Annotated in this window: 22 protein-coding genes and 2 pseudogenes; 18 read left to right on the top strand and 6 right to left on the bottom strand. The window is 74.1% G+C overall.

From position 1 onward, the window contains the following. Nucleotides 1-88 precede the first annotated feature (88 nt). The 6 genes from VK640_05310 to VK640_05285 all read left to right on the top strand — a co-directional run bounded on the left by VK640_05310 (nt 89) and on the right by VK640_05285 (nt 8,473). On the top strand, nt 89-1,462 hold the full coding sequence (locus tag VK640_05310) for a right-handed parallel beta-helix repeat-containing protein (GenBank protein HTE72603.1): 1,374 nt from the start codon (nt 89-91) through the stop codon (nt 1,460-1,462). A gap of 97 nt (nt 1,463-1,559) precedes the next feature. Then, a complete protein-coding gene (ftsY, locus tag VK640_05305) occupies nt 1,560-2,678 on the top strand; it encodes a signal recognition particle-docking protein FtsY (GenBank protein ID HTE72602.1) in 1,119 nt (372 codons plus the stop codon). Between the two features lie 76 nt (nt 2,679-2,754). Further along, entirely contained in the window at nt 2,755-4,245 is a 1,491-nt protein-coding gene (locus VK640_05300) for an aminotransferase class V-fold PLP-dependent enzyme (protein HTE72601.1), read from the top strand. A 203-nt stretch (nt 4,246-4,448) separates the two neighbouring features. Continuing rightward, nucleotides 4,449-5,723, top strand: coding sequence for an ammonium transporter (locus tag VK640_05295; GenBank protein HTE72600.1), 1,275 nt, complete (start codon nt 4,449-4,451; stop codon nt 5,721-5,723). 49 nt (nt 5,724-5,772) lie between these two features. After that, nucleotides 5,773-6,111 carry a P-II family nitrogen regulator gene (locus tag VK640_05290; GenBank protein HTE72599.1) on the top strand — a complete coding sequence of 113 codons (339 nt, stop codon included), beginning with the start codon at nt 5,773-5,775 and terminating at the stop codon, nt 6,109-6,111. After that, nucleotides 6,092-8,473 (top strand): [protein-PII] uridylyltransferase, encoded by a 2,382-nt coding sequence (locus VK640_05285; protein ID HTE72598.1) that lies wholly within the window; start codon nt 6,092-6,094, stop codon nt 8,471-8,473. Before VK640_05290 ends, VK640_05285 begins: the two co-directional genes overlap by 20 nt. 13 nt (nt 8,474-8,486) lie before the next feature. On the opposite strand, the gene VK640_05280 is transcribed toward VK640_05285, so the two are convergent. The 4 genes from VK640_05280 to VK640_05265 form a co-directional block, all read right to left on the bottom strand. Beyond that, a complete protein-coding gene (locus tag VK640_05280; protein ID HTE72597.1) occupies nt 8,487-9,386 on the bottom strand; it encodes an alpha/beta hydrolase in 900 nt (299 codons plus the stop codon). A 166-nt stretch (nt 9,387-9,552) separates the two neighbouring features. Continuing rightward, nucleotides 9,553-9,984, bottom strand: coding sequence for an SRPBCC family protein (locus VK640_05275; protein HTE72596.1), 432 nt, complete (start codon nt 9,982-9,984; stop codon nt 9,553-9,555). Between the two features lie 291 nt (nt 9,985-10,275). Continuing rightward, nucleotides 10,276-10,947: a hypothetical protein gene (locus VK640_05270; GenBank protein HTE72595.1), complete on the bottom strand. Its 672-nt coding sequence runs from the start codon at nt 10,945-10,947 to the stop codon at nt 10,276-10,278. Continuing rightward, nucleotides 10,944-11,510 carry a SigE family RNA polymerase sigma factor gene (locus tag VK640_05265; protein ID HTE72594.1) on the bottom strand — a complete coding sequence of 189 codons (567 nt, stop codon included), beginning with the start codon at nt 11,508-11,510 and terminating at the stop codon, nt 10,944-10,946. The genes VK640_05270 and VK640_05265 overlap by 4 nt, the downstream gene beginning before the upstream one ends. Before the next feature lie 107 nt (nt 11,511-11,617). Here VK640_05265 and ffh point away from each other — a divergent pair, with 107 nt between their 5' ends. The 11 genes and pseudogenes from ffh to VK640_05210 all read left to right on the top strand — a co-directional run bounded on the left by ffh (nt 11,618) and on the right by VK640_05210 (nt 19,983). Continuing rightward, nucleotides 11,618-13,156, top strand: coding sequence for a signal recognition particle protein (gene ffh / locus VK640_05260; protein HTE72593.1), 1,539 nt, complete (start codon nt 11,618-11,620; stop codon nt 13,154-13,156). 22 nt (nt 13,157-13,178) lie between these two features. Then, the gene (locus tag VK640_05255; protein ID HTE72592.1) at nt 13,179-14,270 is read left to right on the top strand and encodes an amidohydrolase family protein; all 1,092 of its coding nucleotides are present in this window, start codon (nt 13,179-13,181) and stop codon (nt 14,268-14,270) included. 234 nt (nt 14,271-14,504) lie between these two features. Next, a pseudogene (gene rpsP / locus VK640_05250) lies at nt 14,505-14,972 on the top strand (30S ribosomal protein S16). 254 nt (nt 14,973-15,226) lie between these two features. Further along, nucleotides 15,227-15,466 carry an RNA-binding protein gene (locus tag VK640_05245; protein ID HTE72591.1) on the top strand — a complete coding sequence of 80 codons (240 nt, stop codon included), beginning with the start codon at nt 15,227-15,229 and terminating at the stop codon, nt 15,464-15,466. Between the two features lie 43 nt (nt 15,467-15,509). Then, nucleotides 15,510-16,019, top strand: a complete 510-nt coding sequence (gene rimM, locus VK640_05240; protein HTE72590.1) for a ribosome maturation factor RimM — start codon at nt 15,510-15,512, stop codon at nt 16,017-16,019. Between the two features lie 16 nt (nt 16,020-16,035). After that, the gene (trmD, locus tag VK640_05235) at nt 16,036-16,833 is read left to right on the top strand and encodes a tRNA (guanosine(37)-N1)-methyltransferase TrmD (GenBank protein ID HTE72589.1); all 798 of its coding nucleotides are present in this window, start codon (nt 16,036-16,038) and stop codon (nt 16,831-16,833) included. 137 nt (nt 16,834-16,970) lie between these two features. Next, nucleotides 16,971-17,333 carry a 50S ribosomal protein L19 gene (rplS, locus tag VK640_05230; GenBank protein ID HTE72588.1) on the top strand — a complete coding sequence of 121 codons (363 nt, stop codon included), beginning with the start codon at nt 16,971-16,973 and terminating at the stop codon, nt 17,331-17,333. Continuing rightward, nucleotides 17,233-18,018 (top strand): signal peptidase I, encoded by a 786-nt coding sequence (lepB, locus tag VK640_05225; GenBank protein ID HTE72587.1) that lies wholly within the window; start codon nt 17,233-17,235, stop codon nt 18,016-18,018. The genes rplS and lepB (VK640_05225) overlap by 101 nt, the downstream gene beginning before the upstream one ends. 199 nt (nt 18,019-18,217) lie before the next feature. Next, nucleotides 18,218-18,910 carry a signal peptidase I gene (lepB, locus tag VK640_05220; protein HTE72586.1) on the top strand — a complete coding sequence of 231 codons (693 nt, stop codon included), beginning with the start codon at nt 18,218-18,220 and terminating at the stop codon, nt 18,908-18,910. A gap of 30 nt (nt 18,911-18,940) precedes the next feature. Then, nucleotides 18,941-19,573 (top strand): annotated as a pseudogene (locus tag VK640_05215) (ribonuclease HII). An 89-nt stretch (nt 19,574-19,662) separates the two neighbouring features. Next, complete coding sequence (locus VK640_05210) at nt 19,663-19,983, top strand: DUF2469 domain-containing protein (protein ID HTE72585.1); 321 nt, start codon at nt 19,663-19,665, stop codon at nt 19,981-19,983. Between the two features lie 18 nt (nt 19,984-20,001). Here the strand turns inward: VK640_05210 and VK640_05205 are convergent, their stop codons facing one another. Together VK640_05205 and VK640_05200 are read right to left on the bottom strand one after the other, a co-directional pair. After that, on the bottom strand, nt 20,002-20,397 hold the full coding sequence (locus VK640_05205) for a VOC family protein (GenBank protein HTE72584.1): 396 nt from the start codon (nt 20,395-20,397) through the stop codon (nt 20,002-20,004). A 67-nt stretch (nt 20,398-20,464) separates the two neighbouring features. Beyond that, entirely contained in the window at nt 20,465-21,595 is a 1,131-nt protein-coding gene (locus VK640_05200) for an FUSC family protein (protein HTE72583.1), read from the bottom strand. A 138-nt stretch (nt 21,596-21,733) separates the two neighbouring features. Here VK640_05200 and VK640_05195 point away from each other — a divergent pair, with 138 nt between their 5' ends. After that, entirely contained in the window at nt 21,734-22,090 is a 357-nt protein-coding gene (locus VK640_05195; protein ID HTE72582.1) for a YraN family protein, read from the top strand. Nucleotides 22,091-22,180 lie beyond the last annotated feature (90 nt).

The raw sequence follows: 22,180 nt of genomic DNA, 5'->3' as shown, positions 1-22,180 counted from the left end.
GGACGACCTATACCGAAGCCGGGCCGTCGCACACGGTAGAGGGATCCCGTCGGGGACGAAGAGTGATCGGGCGTGCGGTGCGACCGCCATGGGGGACGTCGTGGGCGAACGACGCGTCAACGGTCTTCGGCAGCGCGCCGGCTGGCGAAGGCCAGCGGCGCTGGTCGCTGCCGTGGCGGTGGTTATCACGGCCGGGACGGCCACCGGCTGGGCGCACGCGTCTGCAGCGCCGGCGTCCGTCGACCGGGTGACCCGGCTCGTCGACGACGACCGGGCGCAGTGCCCGGAGGCCGGGTACACGACCATCCGGAGCGCCATCGCCGACTCCAGCGACGGCGACAAGGTCAAGGTCTGTGCCGGGCTCTACCCGGAGGGAGTCCTCGTCGACAAGCGGCTCGACATCGAAGGCGAGTCCACGGAGTCGGGGCCCTGGGACTGCTTCGCTCCCGAATTGCCTGTCGACCCCGCGCGGCATCCGGTTGTCCAGGCGGTCGACGGCATGCCGTCGGATGCGCTCCTGACGATCGAGCACGATGGGGTTGAGGTGGAGGGACTGGTCCTCCGTGGGGCGACCGGCACGTCGGGGTCGACCGTCCGACCTGCGGCGGCCATCAACACGTCGTCCGTGTACTCGGACCTCCGGCTCCACCGCAACCTCATCACCGGCAACCGGATCGGTGTCCATCTCCGCAGCAGCGGACCCGCCAGGTTCGACCACAACTGCCTTCGTGCCAACAGCTGGGGCGTCGCCAACGAATTCGCACCACTCGTCGACGCCGTCATCGACGCCAACGACACCTACCTTCACCTCGAGTACACCTTCGAGCTGACGTCCGGCGCCGAGGGCGTCGAGCTCCGTGGCAACGCGTCCAGGGGCGACCGGAACCCCTACATGGCGGACAGCACCGTGGGGACCGTGATCGCGGGCAACGTCGTGGACGGGGCACAGAGGGGGATGAGGATCTTCGGGGGCAACACTGACCTGCTCATCACCGGCAACCGCATCACCAGCAGCAACCTCGTCGGCATCGCGATCGCCTCGTTCCGCAATCTCGGCGTTCCGGCTGAGTCGAACGTCGGTTCCGTGGTGAGTGAGAACTCGATCCGGGGATCCTTCGGAAACCCGGGGGCGGGCATCGGTCTTGCGGACGGGGGTCTCAAGCACGGTGTCGTGTCCCACAACGTCGTCGAGAACAACGTCGAGGGCATCGTCCTGAGGCAGGGCAACACAGGCAACGCCGTCGTCGCGAACATGGCGCTGACGAACCGGCTCGACGGCATCCGCGCGGCAGCCGGCGCTACCGGGAACGTCGTCACGGACAACGTCGCCGATGGCAACGGCTGGTTCAGCACGGCGACCGCTTACGACCTGAGCGACCTGGCGTTCACGACCAACGGCAACACCTGGGCGCGGAACGTCTGCGACAGGGACAACCCTGCCGGAGCGCTCTGCGGGACCTAGCGCAGGGACGGTCCCACCTTCGACGCGGCTCTGCCTGCGCTGGCCCGGCCGAGGGGACGTCACGCGGCGTCCTCCGAGGCTGAGAGACTTGTCCGCGATGGACACCCTCACCCTCGTCGTCGTCATCGCCGTGCTCGCGGTGGTCGTGCTGGCGTTCGGCACCACGGCCCTGCTGCGCCGTCGCCCGCGCAAGGCCACGCTGCCGCCGCTCACCGAACCCTCCGTCGAGCGGGTCGACGTCCCCAGCGGCGACGTCAAGGTCCTCGCCCCCGAGGCGCCCGAAGCGCCCGAGGCGGACCTCGAGCGGCCGGAGCCGGTCGCCGGCCGGCTCACCCGGCTGCGCTCCCGGCTGGCCGGCCAGCGCTCGATGGGCCGCGGCCTGCTCGGCCTGCTCTCCCGCGACACCCTCGACGAGGCGACCTGGGAGGAGGTCGAGGACACCCTCCTGACCGCCGACGTCGGAGTCGGCCCGACCCAGGAGCTGGTCGAGCGGCTGCGCGCCCGGCACACGCCCGGCGGCGACGCCCGTGCGCTGCTCCGCGAGGAGCTGGTGACCCTGGTCGGCCCGGAGCTCGACCGGACGCTGCACACCGGGGGTGCCGACGGGCGGCCGGCGGTCGTCCTGGTCGTCGGGGTCAACGGGACCGGCAAGACCACGTCGGTCGGCAAGCTGGCCCGGGTGCTGGTCGCCGACGGCCGCAGCGTGCTGCTCGGGGCGGCCGACACCTTCCGGGCCGCGGCCGCCGACCAGCTGCAGACCTGGGGGGAGCGGGTCGGCGCGCCGGTCGTCCGGGGACCCGAGGGCGGTGACCCGGCCAGCGTCGCCTTCGACGCGGTCCGGCAGGGGGCCGACGGCGGCTACGACGTCGTGCTGGTCGACACCGCGGGGCGGCTGCAGAACAAGGTCGGGCTGATGGACGAGCTCGGCAAGGTCAAGCGGGTGGTCGAGAAGCAGGGCCCGGTCGACGAGGTCCTGCTGGTGCTCGACGCGACGACCGGGCAGAACGGGCTCGTGCAGGCCCGGGTGTTCTCCGAGGCGGTCGACGTGACCGGCATCGTGCTGACCAAGCTCGACGGGACCGCCAAGGGCGGCATCGTCGTCGCCGTCCAGCGCGAGCTCGGCGTCCCGGTCAAGCTGGTCGGGCTCGGCGAGGGCGCCGACGACCTGGCGCCGTTCGAGCCCGAGGTGTTCGTCGACGCGCTGCTCGCCGACTGACCCTCCGGCGCAGCCCCCCGAACCCCGGAGCGGGACAGGTCTGGCCGCTGTCGGCCCGCGCTGGCACGCTGCACGCGTGACCACAGCGACCTCCGGACCTACGACCGACAGCACCGACGCCGCGCGCACCGACGGCCTGGCAGAAGCGCTGGCCCTCGTCGTCCCTGCCCTGGAGGCGCACCTGGCCGCGCCGGCGACCGGCACCGCTGCCGGCGCGGGCGCCGCGTGGCGGGCCGCGCTGGACCAGCCGGTGCCGCAGCGCGGGGCCGGCGCCGAGGCCACCCTGCGGACGCTGGCCGACACGGTGCTGCCGGACGCGATGCGGATGACCTCGCCCGGCTTCTGGGGCTGGATCACCACCGGGTCCACCGTGGTGCCCGCGGTGGCCCGGCTGGCGACCACGTTCGCCGGGACGCAGCGCTACCTCGGCCACACCGGCAACCTGCTCGAGGAGGTCTCGCTGCGCTGGCTCGCCGAGACCTGCGGGCTGCCCGCCGGCGTGCAGGGCGTCTACTCCAGCAGCGGCTCGGTGGCCAACCTGCTCGCGCTCGGCGCGGCCCGCCAGCACGCCTACGAGCGGGTGGGGCACGACCCGGCGCGCGACGGCATGGCCGGGCTGCCGGCCGGCCGCATCTACGGCAGCGCCGAGATGCACCACTGCATGCTCAAGTCGGCCGGCCTGCTCGGGCTCGGCAGGTCGGCCGTGACGCTGGTGCCGGTCGACGACCAGGACCAGGTCGACGTGGCCGCGCTGCGGGCCGCTGTCGAGGCCGACGTGGCCGCCGGCGTCGTGCCCGTGGCCGTCGTCGCCGTCGCGGGCACGACCAACACCGGCGCGATCGACGACGTCGCGGCCCTGGCCGACCTCGCGGAGCAGCACGGCGCCTGGCTGCACGTCGACGGCGCCTACGGGCTCTTCGGCCGGCTCGACCCGCGGCTGGCTGACCGCTACGCGGGCGTCGAGCGCGCGCACTCGTGGGTCGTCGACGCGCACAAGTGGCTGACTGTTCCCACCGGGGTCGGGGCGACGTTCGTCCGCGACAGCGCGGTGCTCGGCCGGGCGTTCACCGGCGAGCCGAGCGACTACATCGAGGGCGCCTTCGACCCGGTCACCGACGTCGAGTCCCCGTGGGCGGCCATGGGCCTGCCCTACCACGACTGGAGCGTCGACCTGTCCGCCCCGTCCCGCGGGATGGTGGTGTGGGCGGCCCTGCAGGAGATCGGCGTGGAGGGCATGCGGGACCGGGTGGTGCGCAACGACGACCAGGCCCGCCGGGTCGCCGCGCAGGTCCGGGCACACCCGTCGCTGGAGCTCTGCAGCGAGCCGGTGCTCTCGATCTGCTCGTTCCGCTACGTGCACGCGGGGCTCGACGACGCGGCCCTCGACACCCTCAACCGGGCCCTGGTCCGGCGGCTGCACCTCGAGACGCCGTACGTCCCCAGCCCCACCCTGGTGCGCGGCCGGGTGGTGGTCCGGCCGTGCTTCATCAACCCGCGCAGCACCGACGACGACGTCGACGCCATGGTGGCCGCGGTGGTCCGGATCGGCGACGAGCTGGTCTCGTGATCCGGACCGCTGCGGCGAGTGTTACCTGGGTGTAACGCAGCGGGCGGAAACGTCACACGCCGGAAACCCGGGCGGCGACCCGACGAAACCGCGCCGCCCCAGCCTCTGGGACAGGTTTCCCCGTCCCTTCCAGGAGGCAATCCGTGACACCGAGTTCAGGCGACACCGCCTGGGTCCTCACGAGCGCCGCGCTCGTGCTGCTGATGACGCCGGGCCTCGCCCTGTTCTACGGCGGCATGGTCCGCGCCAAGAGCGTCCTCAACATGATGATGATGAGCTTCGGCGCGTTGGGGCTCATCACCGTGCTGTGGACGCTCTACGGCTACTCGCTCGCGTTCGGCGACGACGTCGTGGGCGGACTGATCGGCAACCTCGACTTCGTCGGTCTCGAGGGCCTGCTCTCCGCCGCCCCGCTGGGTGGCGTCGAGGGCGAGGCGGCCGGCATCCCGCCGCTGGCCTTCGTGGGCTTCCAGGCCGTGTTCGCCATCATCACCGTGGCCCTGATCAGCGGCGCCATCGCCGACCGCGCCAAGTTCGGGTCGTGGATGGTCTTCGCCGGCGTCTGGGCGACCCTCGTCTACTTCCCGGTCGCGCACTGGGTCTTCTCGTTCGACGGCTACACCGCCGAGGTCGGCGGCTGGATCGCCAACGACCTCAAGGCGATCGACTTCGCCGGCGGCACCGCGGTGCACATCAACGCCGGCGCCGCCGGGCTGGCGCTCGCCCTGGTGCTCGGCAAGCGCATCGGCTTCGGCAAGGAGGCCCAGCGGCCGCACAACCTGACGCTGGTGATGATCGGCGCCGGGCTGCTGTGGTTCGGCTGGTTCGGCTTCAACGCCGGATCCGCGCTCGGTGCCGGCGACGTCGCCGCCGTCGCCTGGATCAACACCCTGGTCGCCACCGCGGCCGCGTCGCTGGCCTGGTGCGCGACGGAGAAGATCCGGGACGGGCACGCGACGTCGCTGGGCGCGGCCTCCGGTGTCGTCGCCGGCCTGGTCGCCATCACCCCCGCGTGCTCGGCGGTCAACCCGGTCGGCGCGATCCTGGTCGGCGCCATCGCGGGCGTGCTCTGCGCGCTCGCGGTCAGCCTCAAGTTCAAGCTCGGGTACGACGACTCGCTGGACGTCGTGGGCGTCCACCTGGTCGGTGGCATCGTCGGCACCCTGCTGATCGGCCTCCTGGCCACCTCGGCCGCGCCGGCCGGCGTGGACGGGCTGCTCTACGGCGGCGGGGTCGACCAGCTGTGGCGGCAGGCCGTCGCCGCCGGTGCGGTGCTCGCGTACTCGTTCGTCCTGGCCTACCTGATCGGGAAGGTCATCGAGAAGACGATCGGCTTCCGCCTGGACGCGGAGTCCGAGGTGAGCGGCGTCGACCTGCGGACGCACGCCGAGTCGGCCTACGAGCTCGGGTCCTTCACGGGGAGCGGCTTCCACACGGGCACCGGAGTCACCAGCACGAAGGAGAAGGTGGACGCATGAAGTCTCCCCACGCACTTGCTCGCACGCTCGCACCTCCGAGGGGGCCCCGATGAAGCTCGTCACCGCAGTCATCAAGCCGTTCAAGCTCGACGACGTGAAGAGCGCGCTGGAGTCCTTCGGGGTCCACGGCATCACCGTGACCGAGGCCAGCGGCTACGGCCGGCAGAAGGGCCACACCGAGGTCTACCGGGGGGCGGAGTACACCGTCGACCTGGTGCCCAAGGTGCGCATCGAGGTGCTCGTCGACGACGCCGACGCCGACGACGTCATCGAGGTCGTGGTCAAGAGCGCGCAGACCGGCCGTATCGGCGACGGGAAAGTCTGGTCCTCCCCGGTCGACACGGTGGTCCGGGTGCGCACGGGTGACCGTGGCGTCGACGCGCTCTGAGGACCTGACCCCCTCGGCGGGGACCTCTCCCGCCGACTACGCCGCCCGGCGCCGCGAGCTGCTCGACCAGCTCCCGGCGCCGGGCGCGGGCGGCCAGCAGCGGCGGCGCGGCCTGGCCGCCCTGACCGACTCCTGGCTGCGGCAGGTCTTCGGCGCGGCCTGTCGCGAGACCGGCGTCCCGACCACCCGCGTCGCGCTGGTCGCGGTCGGCGGCTACGGCCGGGGAGAGCTGTCGCCGGGCAGCGACCTGGACCTGCTGCTGCTGCACGCCGACCGCGACGGCCTGGCCGGGGTCGCCGCCCTCGCCGACAAGGTCTGGTACCCGGTGTGGGACAGCGGGGTGAAGCTGGACCACAGCGTCCGCACCTTCGACGAGGCCCGGCGCCTGGCCAGCGGCGACCTGGCGGTCCTGCTCGGGCTGCTCGACGCCCGGCCGGTCGCGGGCGAGCCGGCGCTGGCGGCACGGCTGCGGTCCAGCGTCCTCGCCGACTGGCGGGCCGGGGCGCGGCGCCGGCTGCCGGAGCTGCGCGAGATGTGGGACGACCGCGGCGCGCGGCACGGCGACCTGCGCCACGACCTCGAGCCCGACCTCAAGGAGGGCCGGGGCGGGCTCCGGGACCTGGTGTCCCTCCGCGCGGTGGCCGCGTCGTGGGTCGCGGACCGGCCGCACCGCGACGCGGACGAGGCGGTCCGGGTCCTGGCCGACGTACGGGACGCGCTGCACCGCACCACCGGCCGCGCGAGCAACGTGCTCGTGCAGCAGGAGCAGGAGCCGGTCGCCGCCCTGCTCGGCATCGACGGCCCGGACGACCTGCTGCGCGTCGTCGGCGGCGCGGCCGCCTCCGTCACCCACGCGGCCGACGTCACCTGGCGGCGCGCGCTGCAGGCGACCCGGCCCCAGCGGTCGCGCTTCGTGCGTGGCCGCAAGCCGGTGCTGCGGCTGCTCGGCCCGGGGCTCGCCGAGCACGACGGCGAGGCCGTCCTGACCGCGCAGGCGGACCCGCGCTCCGACCCGTTGCTGGTGCTGCGGATGGCCGCGCGCGCGGCGCGTGCCGGGCTGCCGCTGTCGGCGAGCTCGGTGGACCGCCTGGCCGCCGACGGCCCACTGCTGCCCGAGCCGTGGCCGGAGAACGCCCGCCAGCTGTTCGTCGAGCTGCTGGGTGCCGGCCCGCAGCTGGTGCCGGTCTGGGAGGCGCTCGACCAGGCCGGGCTGGGGCAGCGGCTGCTGCCCGAGTGGGCCCTGGTGCGCCACCGGCCGCAGCGCAACGCGGTGCACCGCTTCAGCGTGGACCGCCACCTGCTCGAGGCAGCGGTGTGCGCGGCCCCCCTCGTTCGCGAGGTGTCGCGGCCCGACCTGCTGCTGGTCGGGGCCGTGCTGCACGACATCGGCAAGGGGTCGGAGACAGACGGCGTCGACCACAGCGCGGCCGGCGCCGTCCTCGCCGAGCGGGTCGCGACCCGGATGGGCTACCCGCCCGACGACGTCCGGACCCTGACCCGGCTCGTCGGATCGCACCTGCTGCTCGTCGAGGCTGCGACCCGGCGCGACCTGGCGGACCCGGCGACCGCCGGGACGGTGGCGGCGGAGGTCGGCGACCACGGCTCGCTCGAGCTGCTGGCCGCCCTGACCGTGGCGGACGCCCGGGCCACCGGGCCCGCTGCCTGGAGCGAGTGGAAGGCGGGACTCGTGGACGAGCTCGTGCGCCGGACCGGACTGCAGCTGGGCGGCGCACCGCCGCCCCCGCCGCCCCCGCTGACGCCGGGGCAGACCCGGCTGGTCGACCAGGGCCGGCTCGAGGTCCTGGCCGAGCCGGACGAGGCCATCACCTGGACGGTGACGGTCGCCGCCCCGGACCGGACCGGCCTGTTCTTCACCATCGCCGGCGTCCTGGCCCTGCACCGGCTGTCGGTCCGGTCGGCCCAGGTGCGCACCGAGGACGGAATGGCGCTGGACGTCTGGACGGTGGTGCCCGACCGCGACCACGACCCGCGGGCCGTCGCGCTGCGCACCGACATCGGCCGGGCGCTCAGCGGCGACCTGGACGTGACCCAGCGGCTCGCCGCACGGGACGCGAGCCGTCGGGTCCCGGCCGTGGAGCCACCGGCCCCGCGGGTCGACGTGGTGCCGGGCGCCTCCGAGTCCGCCACCGTGGTCGAGGTGCGCGCCGCGGACCGGCCGGGGCTGCTCTACCGGCTCGGCCGGGCACTGGCGCTGATGGGCATCAGCGTCCGCGGCGCCCGGGTCGTCACCCTGGGGGCCGAGGCGGTCGACGTGTTCTACCTGCAGGACGGCGCCGGCCGCCCGCTCGACGACGGCGCGGCGCGCGAGGTCGTCCGGCTGCTCACCGACGCCGCAGCCTGAGGTCCGACCGACCTCAGCGACGTACGTCCGACAGCCACTCCACAACGACCTCCGCCACCTCCGGCCCGCCGTCGCCGACCAGGTCGTGCCCCCAGCCGGTCATCACCCGCGCCTCGAGCTGGGGCAGCGAGGCGCGCATGCGCTCCGCGTCGGCGACGTTGCCGGCCGCGAGCTCGGGCGGCTGGTCGGCCAGCAGGAGGAGGACCGGCGTGGCCGCCGCGGCGAGGACCGGCCAGCGCTCGCTGCACCGCTCGCGCACCAGGCCGTGCCGGGCGCCGGCGACCGTCTCCGCCGAGACGACCGGGACCAGGGAGCCGTCGTCCCGCTGCCGGACGGCCGGCGTCAGCGCGGCCAGCAGGAGGTCGGTCGCCGGGCGGCGGAGGACTCCCTCGACGTCGGCGTGCAGCGCTGCCAGGTCCGGCCACACCTCGAGCTGGCTCTCGGTCTCTGCCGCGCGCTCGGCCAGTGGCTGGTCCGGCCGGGTGCGCGGGTCGTCGGCGTAGTCCCGGTGGCCGCTGTCGAGCAGCACCAGCGCCGCGACCTCGGCCGGCCGCTCCGCCGCGGCGCGCAGGGCGACGACCCCGCCCCAGGAGTGGCCCACGACGACCGGGTGGTCCAGCCCGAGGGCGTCGCCGACGCCCCACAGGAGGGCGGCCAGCCGGTCGACGCGCAGCTCCGCCGGGTCGACCGCTTGGGAGCCGCCGAACCCTGGGCCGTCGACGGCGACCGCGTGGTAGCCGTGCCCCACCAGCGTCGGGGCGAGCTCGGTCAGCCAGGCGCCGGACGTCACCGTGCCGAGCGGGTGCCAGAACAGCAGCGGCCGGCCGCTCGGCTCGCCCCACTCGCGGACCGCCAGCCGCACGCCGTCGACGGTCAGCTCGCGGATGGCGCCGGTGACCGGTGCGCCGGTCATGACGCCACCGGAGCGCCGGGGGACTGCCACCGGGCCCCCACCCGGTCCTGGCGATGGAAGATCACTGCACCAGGATGCTCGATCGCGCGGTCCTTTCGAAGACGGTCCGGCCGCCGGGCGGCGGCATTACTCGCACGGCGTAGGGAGCAGCCCGGCGGACGCGGGCTCAGCTCGAGCTGCGCAGGACTGTCAGCGTCTTGGCGAGGTTCCGCTCGAACATCTGCCGCCCGAAGAGCGCAACCATCGGGTAGAAGACCCACCCTCTGCCCTTGAAGCGTCGGTCCAGGACGACCCGGACGTGACTGCCGCCGTCGCGCGGCTCGGCGGTCAACGTCCAGGTGCCACCGGGACGCCACACGTTGGACTCCTGCGTGGTCCCGACGACGCGGTTACCGGCCCACTCGTAGCGCTCCCGCGCCCAGACGGACGGGCTGCCCTCCGTCGCCTCGGCCCAGCTCTCACCACGATCGTGGAGGCGCCAGAAGTCGCGGGAGATGTTCGGCCACAGCTCCGGCCGGCGCTCGCTGAAATCGGTCGCAGCTGCCAGCACACGTTCGGCCGGGACATCGGAGTCCAGGTCGACGACGACGTGCGGCACGCCTTGGCTCTACCCCCCAGGGCTCGGCCCATGTCACCGGACGTGAGGGATGCGTGCGCGGGCCCACCGGTGGTGTCAGGAGATGACGGAGGCCGCACGGAGGCGGGGCGGACGTGGTTCGCGATCGACGGACCGCACTCTTCGCCGCGCCCCGCCCCCGCAGGGTCGGCACCACCGGAAGAGGGGGGCGGCGGCGCAGCCCTACTCGCGCCGCCGCACCGCAGGGGCCGGGCAGAACGCGGGCAGCACCACGATGCGCCCGGTCGGCGAAGTGCGCCACCCCCGACGGGGTCAGCCCACGCCGGCGGTCGCTCCTTCGCCGACCACGACGGCGCCGAGGAACCGGCCCAGGGTTGCCTCGTCCCAGCCGAGCGACTTCGGCGCCTGGGCGCGCAGCGCCGTCCCGTCCTCCTGCGGCACCCAGACCTGCAGCATCGAGGGCTCGGCGCGGATCGCGAAGCCGGTCCGCTCGCCGACGTCGACGGCGATCTTCATCGGCAGCGACTCGTTCGGGATCGTGTTGGCGTCGAGGTACACGACGAGCTTGCCCCGGTAGTCAGCCGGGGACGTGTCGGACCCGGGCGGGGCGACCACCAGCGCGAACTCGTCGCCCGACACCGACCAGCCGTCCGGCACCAGCCCGGGGGAGATCGGCTTGCGGACCGGTCCGGCGTCGAATGCCACCAGGTCGACGCCGGGGTTCGGCGCGTCCGCCGCCGACCCCCCGCTGCCGCCGGCGGCCGGCACGACGCTGTGCACCTGCGGCTCGGTGTCGAGGGCGGCGGGGAGGGCGAAGGCGGCGACGGCCACCGCCACGGCGCCCGAGAAGGCCAGCCCGGTCCGGGTCCAGCGCCGCCGGACGAGCGCCCGCCGGCCGCGCGCGAGGTCGTCGCGGACGACGTCGGGACCGGGCGCGGGGTGCCGGCCGGCGGCCGAGTCGAGCAGGTCGGTGAGGTCGGTCATCGTGTGCTCCCGGTGGAGGTCTGGGTGGCAGGGGTGAGCGTCAGGTCGTCGGACAGCAGGGCGCGCAGCCGGTCGAGGCCGCGGGCGGTCTGGCTCTTGACGGTGCCCTCGGAGCAGCCCAGCAGCGCGGCGCACTCGGCGACGTCGTAGCCGAGCCAGTGCCGCAGCACCACCGCCGCCCGCATCCGCGGGCCGAGCGAGGCGAGGGCTGCGCGCATCGCGTCGCGGTCCTCCGGGGAGCTGCCCGGGCGGTCGCCGCGTCGGTCCGCGACCTCGGGCAGCTCCGCCCGGCTGGTCTCGGAGCGCCGCCACGGCCGGCGCCGCTCGTCGACGACGGCGTTGACCAGGATCCGTCGGCAGTACGCCTCGGGACCCTGGTCGCGCTCCACGCGCCACCAGGCGACGTACAGCCGGGTGAGCGCCGTCTGCACGAGGTCCTCGGCAAGATGCGGGTCGCCAGCCGCGAGCAGGGTGGCGAGCCGCAGCAGCGCCGGCCGCCGGGCATGGACGAACGCGGCGAACTGCGGGTCGCGCCCGCCGTCGTAGCCGGTGCCGCTCGCCATGCCGCCTCCTGCCGTCCGCTGCCGCCCCTGTCCACCTCTCACTACGGACCACCGCGAGGAAGCGTTGCACGGCAGGGCCGCCCGGGCCGGTCGCCTAGGCTGGCCACGTGTTCGCGACCCTCTCCGACCGCCTGGCCGCCACGTTCAAGAACCTCCGCGGCAAGGGCAGGCTGACCGACGCCGACATCGACGCCACGACCCGGGAGATCCGGGTCGCGCTGCTCGAGGCAGACGTCGCGCTGCCGGTGGTCAAGGACTTCATCGCCGCCGTGCGCGAGCGGGCCCGCGGCGCCGAGGTGCACCAGGCGCTCAACCCCGCGCAGCAGATCATCAAGATCGTCGACGAGGAGCTCGTGGCGATCCTCGGTGGGGAGACCCGCCGGCTGCGCTTCGCCAAGCACCCGCCGACGGTGATCATGCTGGCCGGCCTGCAGGGCTCCGGCAAGACGACCCTCGCCGGCAAGCTCGGCTTCTGGCTCAAGAGCCAGGGGCACGCGCCGCTGCTCGTCGCGGCCGACCTGCAGCGCCCCAACGCCGTCACCCAGCTGCAGGTCGTCGGCGAGCGGGCCGCCGTCGAGGTCTTCGCGCCGGAGCCGGGCAACGGGGTGGGCGACCCGGTCGACGTGGCGCGGCGGGCGGTCGAGCACGCCCGCGCCAAGATGTACGACGTCGTGGTCGTCGACACGGCCGGCCGGCTGGGCGTCGACACCGACCTGATGCAGCAGGCCGCCGACATCCGCGACGCCGTGCAGCCCGACGAGACGCTCTTCGTCGTCGACGCGATGATCGGCCAGGACGCCGTCACCACCGCGCTGGCCTTCCTCGACGGCGTCGGCTTCGACGGCGTCGTGCTCACCAAGCTCGACGGCGACGCCCGCGGCGGTGCCGCCCTGTCGGTGGCCAAGGTCACCGGCCGGCAGGTGATGTTCGCCAGCGCCGGCGAGAAGCTCGAGGACTTCGACACCTTCCACCCCGACCGGATGGCCTCGCGCATCCTCGGGATGGGTGACGTCCTGACCCTGATCGAGCAGGCCGAGAAGGCCTTCGACAAGGACCAGGCCGAAGAGATGGCCGGCAAGTTCGGTCGCGGCGAGGACTTCACCTTCGAGGACTTCCTGGCGCAGATGGAGAGCGTCCGGAAGATGGGCTCGATGTCCAAGCTGCTCGGGATGCTCCCGGGCATGGGCGCGATGCGCGAGCAGATCGAGAACCTCGACGAGCGCGAGGTCGACCGCACCACCGCGATCATCAAGTCGATGACGCCGGAGGAGCGCCGCAACCACAAGATCCTCAACGCGTCCCGCCGGCAGCGGATTGCTCGCGGCTCCGGACGCACCGTCGCCGACGTCAACGGGCTCGTCGAGCGCTTCACCGAGGCGCAGAAGATGATGAAGCAGCTCGCGGCGGGCGGCGGCATGCCGGGGATGCCGGGCATGCCGGGCATGGGCATCGGCAAGAAGTCCAAGGGCAAGGCGCAGCAGAAGCGCAAGGTCAAGGGCGGCCGTTCGGGCAACCCGGCCAAGCGCGCGCTGGAGCAGAGGCAGGCGGAGGCGCGTGCGGCCGGCGAGCCGGTGCCCGACCAGCCGGCCGACTTCGAGCTGCCTGCCGAGCTCAAGGGCCTGCTGCCCCCCGGATCGTCGAACTGACGCCGGCGGGCCGGGAGTCGACGTGAACGCCCTGCACCTGCGCGCGGTGGTCCTCCCCGAGGGCGAGCCGCGGGACGTGTGGGTCGACGCCGAGGGGCACGTCCGCAGCGACCCGGACGCCGCGACCCGCCGGGAGGCCGAGACCGTGGTCGACGTCGGATGGCTGCTCCCCGGCCTGGTCGACGCGCACTGCCACGTCGGCCTCGACGAGCACGGGGGCGTCGACGAGGCCATCACCGAGGCCCAGGCCGTCGCCGACCGCGACACCGGCGCGCTGCTGCTGCGCGACGCCGGCGTGCCGGTCGACACCCACTGGGTCGACGAGCGGCCGGACCTGCCGCGCATCATCCGGGCCGGCCGGCACATCGCGCGCAGCAAGCGCTACATCCGCAACTACGGCGAGGAGGTGGAGCCGGAGCAGCTGGTCGCCGAGGTCGAGCGGCAGGCTGCCCGCGGCGACGGCTGGGTCAAGCTGGTCGGCGACTGGATCGACCGCGACGCCGGCGACCTCACCCCCTGCTGGCCCGCCGACCTGGCCGCCGCCGCGATCGCCCGGGCGCACGAGCTCGGCGTCCGGGTCACCGCGCACTGCTTCGGCGAGCAGTCGGTGGCCGAGCTGGTGGCCGGCGGCATCGACTGCGTCGAGCACGGCACCGGCATCACCGACGACGTGGTCGTCGAGATGGCCCGCCGCGGCACGGCCCTGGTGCCCACGAGGGTCCAGCTGGACAACTTCCCGGCGTACGCCGCGCAGGCCGGTCCGAAGTTCCCCACCTACGCGGCGCACATGCGCGACCTGCACGCCCGCTGCGACACGGTGCTGGGTGCAGCGGTCGAGGCCGGTGTGCCGGTCTACGCCGGGACTGACGCCGGGGGAGTGCTGCCGCACGGGCTGATCGGGCGTGAGGTGCTGGCCCTGCACGAGCAGGTCGGCATGACCGCCGAGGCCGCGCTCGGTGCCGCGTCGTGGGCGGCCCGGTCCTGGCTCGCGCGGCCGGCCCTCGAGGAGGGGGCGCCGGCCGACCTGGTGGCGTACGACCAGGACCCTCGCGCCGACCTGCGCGTCCTCGCGCACCCCCGCCTGGTCGTCCTGCGCGGCCGCGTCGTCGCCTGACGCCCTCAGCGCCGACGCACCGGACACGCCTACGGACCGGTGCGTCATCGCACAGCTGACGGTGCGGCGGCGGCGATTTCGGGGGTGGCTGGCCGGTCTGGCATGATGACCCGGCTGAACCCGGCGTCTCGCGGCCCTCTCTCCGCGTGCCGCCGTGTCCACTCCGGCCGGGCCGGGCACCGCACCCCACGCGGCGCAGGTCCGCCACCTCTTCAGACCAGGAGCCCCACACCCGTGGCTGTCAAGATCAAGCTGATGCGCATGGGCAAGATCCGTGCGCCGTACTACCGCATCGTCGTCGCTGACTCGCGCACCAAGCGCGACGGCCGGGCGATCGAGGAGATCGGCAAGTACCACCCCACCCAGGAGCCCTCGCTGATCGAGGTCGACTCCGAGCGTGCGCAGTACTGGCTGGGCGTCGGCGCGCAGCCGACCGAGCCGGTGGCCGCGATCCTGAAGATCACCGGTGACTGGCAGAAGTTCAAGGGGCTGCCGGGCGCCGAGGGCACCCTGCGCACCGCCGAGCCGAGGGCCGACAAGAAGGCCGTCTTCGAGGCCGCCGCCAAGGACTCGGCCGGCACCGGGGGTGCCAAGGACGGCGCCACCACGCCGAAGAAGCGGGCCGCCAAGAAGGTCGCGACCGAGGCCGCCGAGGGCACGCCGAAGGCGGCCCGCCCGACGGCCGACGAGGCGGCAGCCGACGGTGACGTCCGGGCCGCGGGCAGCGACGCCGCGGGGACGCCGACCGACGCCGCCGGGACACCGGCCGACGCCGCCGGGGCACCGGCCGACGCCACCGGGGCACCGGCCGACGCCACCGTCACCGAGGAGCCGAAGACGGAGGCCGCTGCGGCCGACGACTCGGCCGCCAAGGCCACCCAGGGCACCGCCCAGGGCGCTCCGGCGATCGAGGAGACCACCTCGGTGGAGCGCTCCGGCACGGACGAGAGCTGACCATGCTCGACGAGGCGCTCGAGCACCTGGTGCGCGGGATCGTCGAGCACCCTGACGACGTCTCCGTCCGTGACCGCAACACCCGCCGCGGCCGCACCCTCGAGGTCCGGGTCCACCCCGACGACCTCGGCAAGGTGATCGGCCGGGCGGGCCGCACGGCGAAGGCGCTGCGCACAGTCATCGGCGCGCTGTCGCAGGGACGGGGCGTGCGGGTCGACTTCCTCGACGTCGACGAGCGCTGAGGCGCTCGGCCGCGAGCACCGGACGACGGGCGGTGGACCTGCCGTGGAGGTGATCGTCGGCCGCATCGGCCGCCCGCACGGCATCAAGGGCGACGTCTCGGTCGAGGTGCGCACCGACGACCCGGAGGGCCGGCTGGCCCCCGGGACCGCCGTGCGCACCGACCCCGCGGCCGCCGGGCCGCTGACCGTCGAGTCCGGCCGGGTGCATTCCGGGCGGCTGCTGCTGCACTTCGCCGGGCACGACGACCGAGCGGCTGCCGAGCGGTTGCGCGGCGTCCTGCTGCTCGCCGACGTGGACCCGGCCGAGCGGCCCGAGGACCCGGAGGAGTTCTACGACCACCAGCTGGTCGGGCTGGCCGTGCGCACCGTCGGCGGCGAGCCGGTCGGCGAGCTGGCCGAGGTGCTGCACCTGCCCGGTCAGGACGTCCTCGCGGTGCGCACGCCCGACGGCCGCGAGGTGCTGGTGCCCTTCGTCGCCGAGATCGTCCCGTGGGTCGACGTCGACGGCGGCGTGGTCGAGGTGGACCCGCCGCCCGGCCTGCTGGACGCCTGATGCGGCCGGACGCCCGATGAAGGTCGACGTGGTCACGATCTTCCCCGACTACCTCTCGCCGCTGCGGCTGTCGCTGATCGGCCGGGCGGTCGAGGACGGCCTGCTCGACCTGGCCGTGCACGACCTGCGCAGGTGGACGACCGACCGGCACCGCACCGTCGACGACACGCCCTACGGCGGCGGCCCGGGCATGCTGATGCGCCCCGAGCCCTGGGGCGACGCCCTCGACGCCGTCCTCACCGACGCGTCGGTCGTCGTGGTGCCGACCCCGGGCGGGATCCCGTTCAGCCAGGCACTCGCGCACGAGCTGGCGGGGGAGGAGCACCTGGTCTTCGCCTGCGGCCGCTACGAGGGCATCGACCAGCGGGTGCTCGACGAGGCGGCCGGCCGGGCACGGGTGCTCGAGGTCTCGCTGGGCGACTACGTCCTCAACGGCGGCGAGGTCGCCGTGCTGGCGATCGTCGAGGCGGTGGCCCGCCTGCTGCCCGGTGTGATCGGCAACGCCGACTCCCTCGTGGACGAGTCGCACAGCGTGGTCTCGGGCGGGCTGCTCGAAGCGCCCGGCTGGACCAAGCCGGCGTCGTGGCGCGGCCACCCGGTGCCGGAGGTGCTGCTCTCGGGAGACCACGCCCGCATCGCGCGGTGGCGGCGCGACCAGGCCCTGCGACGTACGTCCGAACGCCGCCCCGGCCTCCTGGCCGCGCTCGACCCGGCCACGCTCGACGCCCCGGACCGGGCCTTCCTCGGCGAGCTGGGCTGGGTCGTGGGGCCTGACGGTCGATTGGCCCGCGGCTCGGCGCCTGTGGCAGACTGACGCGTCCCGCAAGGACCAGCGGTCCCACCGCGAGCGCGCCCCCGCCACAGGGAGGGCGAGGCACCACGACCGGACCGCTCACAACTGCACCCCCACCACCGTGGGTGACCTGTGGCACCGCGAGAGATGAGATCCCCATGCAGACGTTGGACGCCCTCGACGCCGCAGGCAAGCGCTCGGACCTCCCCGAGTTCCGCCCCGGCGACACCCTCAAGGTTCACGTCAAGGTCGTCGAGGGGACCCGCTCCCGCATCCAGGTCTTCCAGGGTGTCGTCATCCGCCGCCAGGGCGCCGGCGTCCGCGAGACCTTCACCGTCCGCAAGGTCAGCTTCGGCGTCGGCGTCGAGCGCACCTTCCCGGTCCACACGCCGGTCATCGACAAGATCGAGGTCGTGACGCGTGGTGACGTCCGCCGGGCCAAGCTCTACTACCTCCGTGACCTCCGCGGCAAGGCTGCCAAGATCAAGGAGCGCCGCGACAGCAGGCCGACCGCCCGCTGACCCGGCGCCCGCGCCACCGGCCACACCTGTGCGGCACCGCCGTCCCCGAGGGAGCCGGCGCGCGCCGCGGCGCCGGCGCTTCCGGACCGTCGGCACGCTGCTCGCGGTGCTGCTGGCAGCGCTGCTCGTGCGCACCTTCGTGGTGACGCCGTTCTCCATCCCGTCCGGCTCGATGCGCGACACCCTCGACATCGGCGACCGGATCCTCGTCGACCGGGCGAGCTACGTGTTCGGCTCGGTCGACCGGGGCGACGTCGTGGTCTTCGACGGCACCGACACCTTCGGGGCGGTCGGTGCCGCGCAAAAGCCGACCCTGCGCGACCGGGTGGTCCGCTTCCTGAGCTTCGGCCTGGCCGGGGACGTGCGCACGGACTACGTCAAACGGGTGATCGGGGTCGGCGGCGACCGGGTCGCGTGCTGCGACTCCCGGGGGCGGCTGACCGTCAACGGCGAGCCGCTGGAGGAGCGTCGCTACCTCTACCCGGGCGACTCGCCGTCCGAGCTTCGCTTCGACGTCCGGGTCCCCGAGGGGCGGCTCTGGGTGATGGGCGACCACCGGTCGGACTCGATGGACTCCCGGGCGCACCTCGGTGACCCGGGTGGCGGCACGGTGCCCGTGGACGACGTCATCGGGCGGGTCCTCGGCGTCGTGTGGCCCCTCGACCGCCTGGGTGGCCTGTCATGATGGACGCCGCACGGGGACAGGAGAGGACCACATGACGACCGACGGCGCGCCACCGCCGGCTGGCGCGGAGTCGTCGCCGCCGGCCGCTGCGACTCCGGCGACCCCCGTGAGGCCCGCAGCCCCCGTCACGCCCGCTGCCCCCGTCACGTCCGCTGCCCCGGTCACGCCCGCTGCCCCGGTCACGCCCGCGGCCCCGGCCATGCGCGCGCCGGCCAAGCGCAAGTCGTTCTTCCGTGAGCTGCCCGGCATCGTCATCACCGCGCTGGTGATCTCGGTGCTGATCAAGACGTTCCTCGTCCAGGCGTTCTACATCCCGTCCGGGTCGATGGAGAACACGCTGCTGGTCAACGACCGGGTGCTGGTCAACAAGCTGGCCGACAAGCCCGACGAGATCCACCGCGGCGACGTCGTGGTGTTCCGCGACCCGGGCGGCTGGCTCAATGGGCCCGAGATGCAGGAGCGCGGGGGAGTGCTCGGCGCTGTGCGCGACGCGCTGGTCTTCGTCGGGCTGGCCCCGGCGGCCGGCGAGGAGGACCTGATCAAGCGGGTCATCGGCGTCGGCGGAGACGACGTCGCCTGCTGCGACAGCGAGGGGCGGGTCACCGTCAACGGCGTGCCGCTGGACGAGGAGGACTACCTCTTCCCCAAGGACGAGCCGTCCTTCGACGAGTTCAAGGTGACCGTTCCCGAGGGCGAGCTGTGGGTCATGGGCGACCATCGCTCGGTCTCCGAGGACAGCCGGGCTCACCGGCAGCAGCCCGGCGAGGGGTTCGTGCCGGTCGACGACGTGATCGGGCGGGCCTTCACGATCGTCTGGCCGCTCGACCGGGCCAGCCTGCTGCGCCGCCCCGACACGTTCGACCAGCCGCGTCTGGACGCGTCCCGGCCCTGAGCGGGCCAGCCCGGTCGTAGGCTTCCCCCGATGCGAGTGGCACAGCGCTTCGTGGTGCGCCGGGAGGGCGGCCTGTGGGCGTACGAGCGCGCGCTCGATCGGGCCGGCCTGACCCCGGTCGCCGGGGCCGACGAGGCCGGCCGTGGCGCGTGCGCCGGGCCGCTGGTCGTCGCCGCCGTCGTGCTGCCGACCGGCCGCCGCGGCCAGGTGCCCGGGCTGGCCGACTCCAAGCTGCTCACCCCCGCTGCCCGGGACCGGGTCTACGACGAGGTGGTCCGGCGGGCCGTCTCGTGGTCGGTCGTGGTGGTGCCGGCCGGCGACGTGGACCGGACGGGGCTGCACGTGTGCAACGTCGAGGGCATGCGGCGAGCGCTGGCCCGGCTCGACGTCGTCCCGGCCTACGTCCTGACCGACGGCTTCCCGATCCGCGGGCTGCCGGCGCCCGCCCTGGCGGTGTGGAAGGGCGACCGGGTCAGCGCGTCGATCGCGGCGGCGTCGGTCGTCGCCAAGGTGACCAGGGACCGGATCATGGCGGGCCTGCACGAGCGCTTCCCGACGTACGACTTCCTCGGGCACAAGGGCTACGTGACCCCTGTGCACAACGCCGCTCTGGACGCCCACGGCCCGTGCCCGGAGCACCGGTTCTCCTACGTCAACGTGGCGCGCCGGGTGCCCGGGGACCCCCGGGTGCCGTCACGGACCCTCGTCCGCGTGGAGGATGGGAGCGTGCAGGAGGAGGAGGTACTGGTCGGATGAGTGCCGAGGACCTCGAGAAGTACGAGTCCGAGATGGAGCTGCAGCTCTATCGCGAGTACCGCGACGTGGTCGGGCTGTTCTCCTACGTCGTCGAGACCGAGCGCCGGTTCTACCTCACCAACTCCGTGGACGTTCAGCCGCGCTCGACGGAGGGCGGCGAGGTCTACTTCGAGGTGACGATGGCCGACGCCTGGGTCTGGGACATGTACCGCCAGGCGCGCTTCGTCAAGAACGTGCGGGTGCTCACCTTCAAGGACGTCAACGTCGAGGAGCTGGCCCGCTCCGAGCTGTCGGTGGACCTGCCCCCGGGGTCCTAGGTCTCGGTCCGCGCGCGGCTACCTCGCCTCGGGGTCGGGCTGGTGGATGCCGAACGTGTTGCCCTCGGTGTCCAGGTAGTAGCCCTGCCAGGCCATGCCGGTCAGTGCCATCTTGGGCAGCGCCACGACCCCGCCGGCCTCCACGATGCGGCGCTCCGTCTCGTCGTAGTCGGCGACGCCGACGGTGCAGACGAACGCGTTCGTGCCCTGCTCCGGTGCGGGAGCCGGCGCGGGGCGCTGCAGGAGCCCGCCGTTGATGCCGGGCTGGTCCTCGGGACCGGTCACGACACCCCAGTACGTCGCGCCGGCAATCCGGCCGTAGTCCTGGAAGGACCAGTCGAACACCGAGCCGTAGAAGGCCTTGGCGCGTTCCACGTCGTCGGCCTGGATCTCGAAGTGAACCACTCGCGTCATGTCGTCTCCTTCACTCGGTCCGTCGGTCGGTCGGTCCGTCGGTCGGTCGCTGGGGCGCCTCCGACGGTCAGCCTTCCTCGCCCGGGCGGGGCACCATCGCCAGCGCGTCGTCCTCGTCCAGCCCGGTGAGCTCCAGCAGGTCGACGACGATCGAGCGGACCTGGGCGAGGACGACGGTCGACGAGAGCTGGGCCGGCTCCGCCACGGCCGACGACCGGGCGGCGAGGCGCTGCAGCCCGGGGCGGAGGTCCGCGGTCAGGCCACGGTCCTCGAGGCAGTCGGAGAGCCGGTCAGACATGTCTGCCAGCTCGGCGACGAGGTCGACGTACGCCGGCGGCACCGTCTCGTCGTACCGCGTGGCGGCCGCGACCCGGCGGACCAGCACCCGCGCGTTGCGGACCGCCCGGTCGAGGGGCTCGGCCAGTGCGGCCACCCCGAAGACCTGGTCGCGGTGCCGCCGGCGGAACGGTGACTGCCGGACGACCTCGATGCCCTCGGCGGCCGCCTGCCGCAGGTCCTCGAGGACGCTGTCGGTCGCACGGGCCCGCTCCAGCGTCCGCCCGGCCCGCGCCCGGTCGCCGGTCCGCAGCGACTCGGCGGCCTCGTGCAGGAACGCCGCGAGCTCCTCGAGCACGGCCGCCGCAGCCTGTCGCGGCTGACGAAGCGGGCTCTGTGGCGCGATCGCGGCCGCCGCGAGGGCGACCAGGCCGCCGACCAGCGCGTCGACCCACCGGTCGAAGCCCTGCGCGGCGGTGGGCACCACCAGGGCGACGAAGACGGACTGGACGGCGGCCTGGGTGACCAGCAGCGGGCCGCCGTCGAGCAGCACCGCGACCGTCATCGACCCGGCGACGACGAACGCGATCTGCCACAGGCCGACGCCGGCGACCCGGACGAACAGGTCGGCGACGAGCACCCCGATCGCGACGCCGACGGTGACCTCGCCGACCCGGCGCAGCCGCTGCCCGTAGGACATGCCCAGCGAGATGATCGCCGCCACCGGTGCGAAGAACGGCTGCTGGTGCCCGAGCAGGTCGTGGGCGATCCAGTAGGCCGCGGCGGCCGCGACCGCGACCTGCGCGATCAGGAACGCCCGCTGCCGCAGCCGCAGCACCCGGTCGCGCAGGTTCCCCCGGCCGCGGCGCGCGTACTGACGGCTCCGCGAGCCGAGCGGGAGTCCGTCGAGCTGCCCGGGCACGGGCCCATCGTGCCCCGGCGGCGCCGCTGGGACACGACCGCGCCGCTCCTTCCGTCCACAGCACGACGACGTGCCGCCTCGTCCACAGATCGGCATCGTGCGCCCTGCTGGGAGTGCCCGGGCCGCCACCGTTGAGGCATGCGGGCGACGGATGCGGTAGGCGCCTACGGCGAGCGGGTGGCCGAGGCGCACCTGCGCGGGCAGGGGATGGTGATCCTCGACCGCAACTGGCGCTGCCCGGCCGGCGAGCTCGACATCGTGGCCCGCGAGGGTGACGTCCTGGTCTTCTGCGAGGTCAAGACCCGCCGAGGCACCGGCTTCGGCCATCCCCTCGAGGCGGTGACCGCGCGCAAGGCGGCCCGGCTGCGCCGGCTGGCCGCCGCGTGGACCTCGGCGTCGGGTGTGCACCTGCCAGACGTGCGGATCGACCTGGTCGGGGTGCTGCGTCCGGCCCGCGGCCCGGCGGTCGTCGAGCACGTGCGCGGGGTGGCCTGACGTGGCTCTGGCCCGGACCCATGGCGTCGCCCTGGTCGGGGTCGACGGGCACCTGGTCGACGTCGAGGCCGACCTCGGCCAGGGCGTTCC

It is taken from the genome of Actinomycetes bacterium (genome assembly GCA_035489715.1).
Taxonomy (GTDB): domain Bacteria; phylum Actinomycetota; class Actinomycetes; order JACCUZ01; family JACCUZ01; genus DATHAP01.
This window is presented reverse-complemented; position numbering and strand designations above follow the sequence as displayed.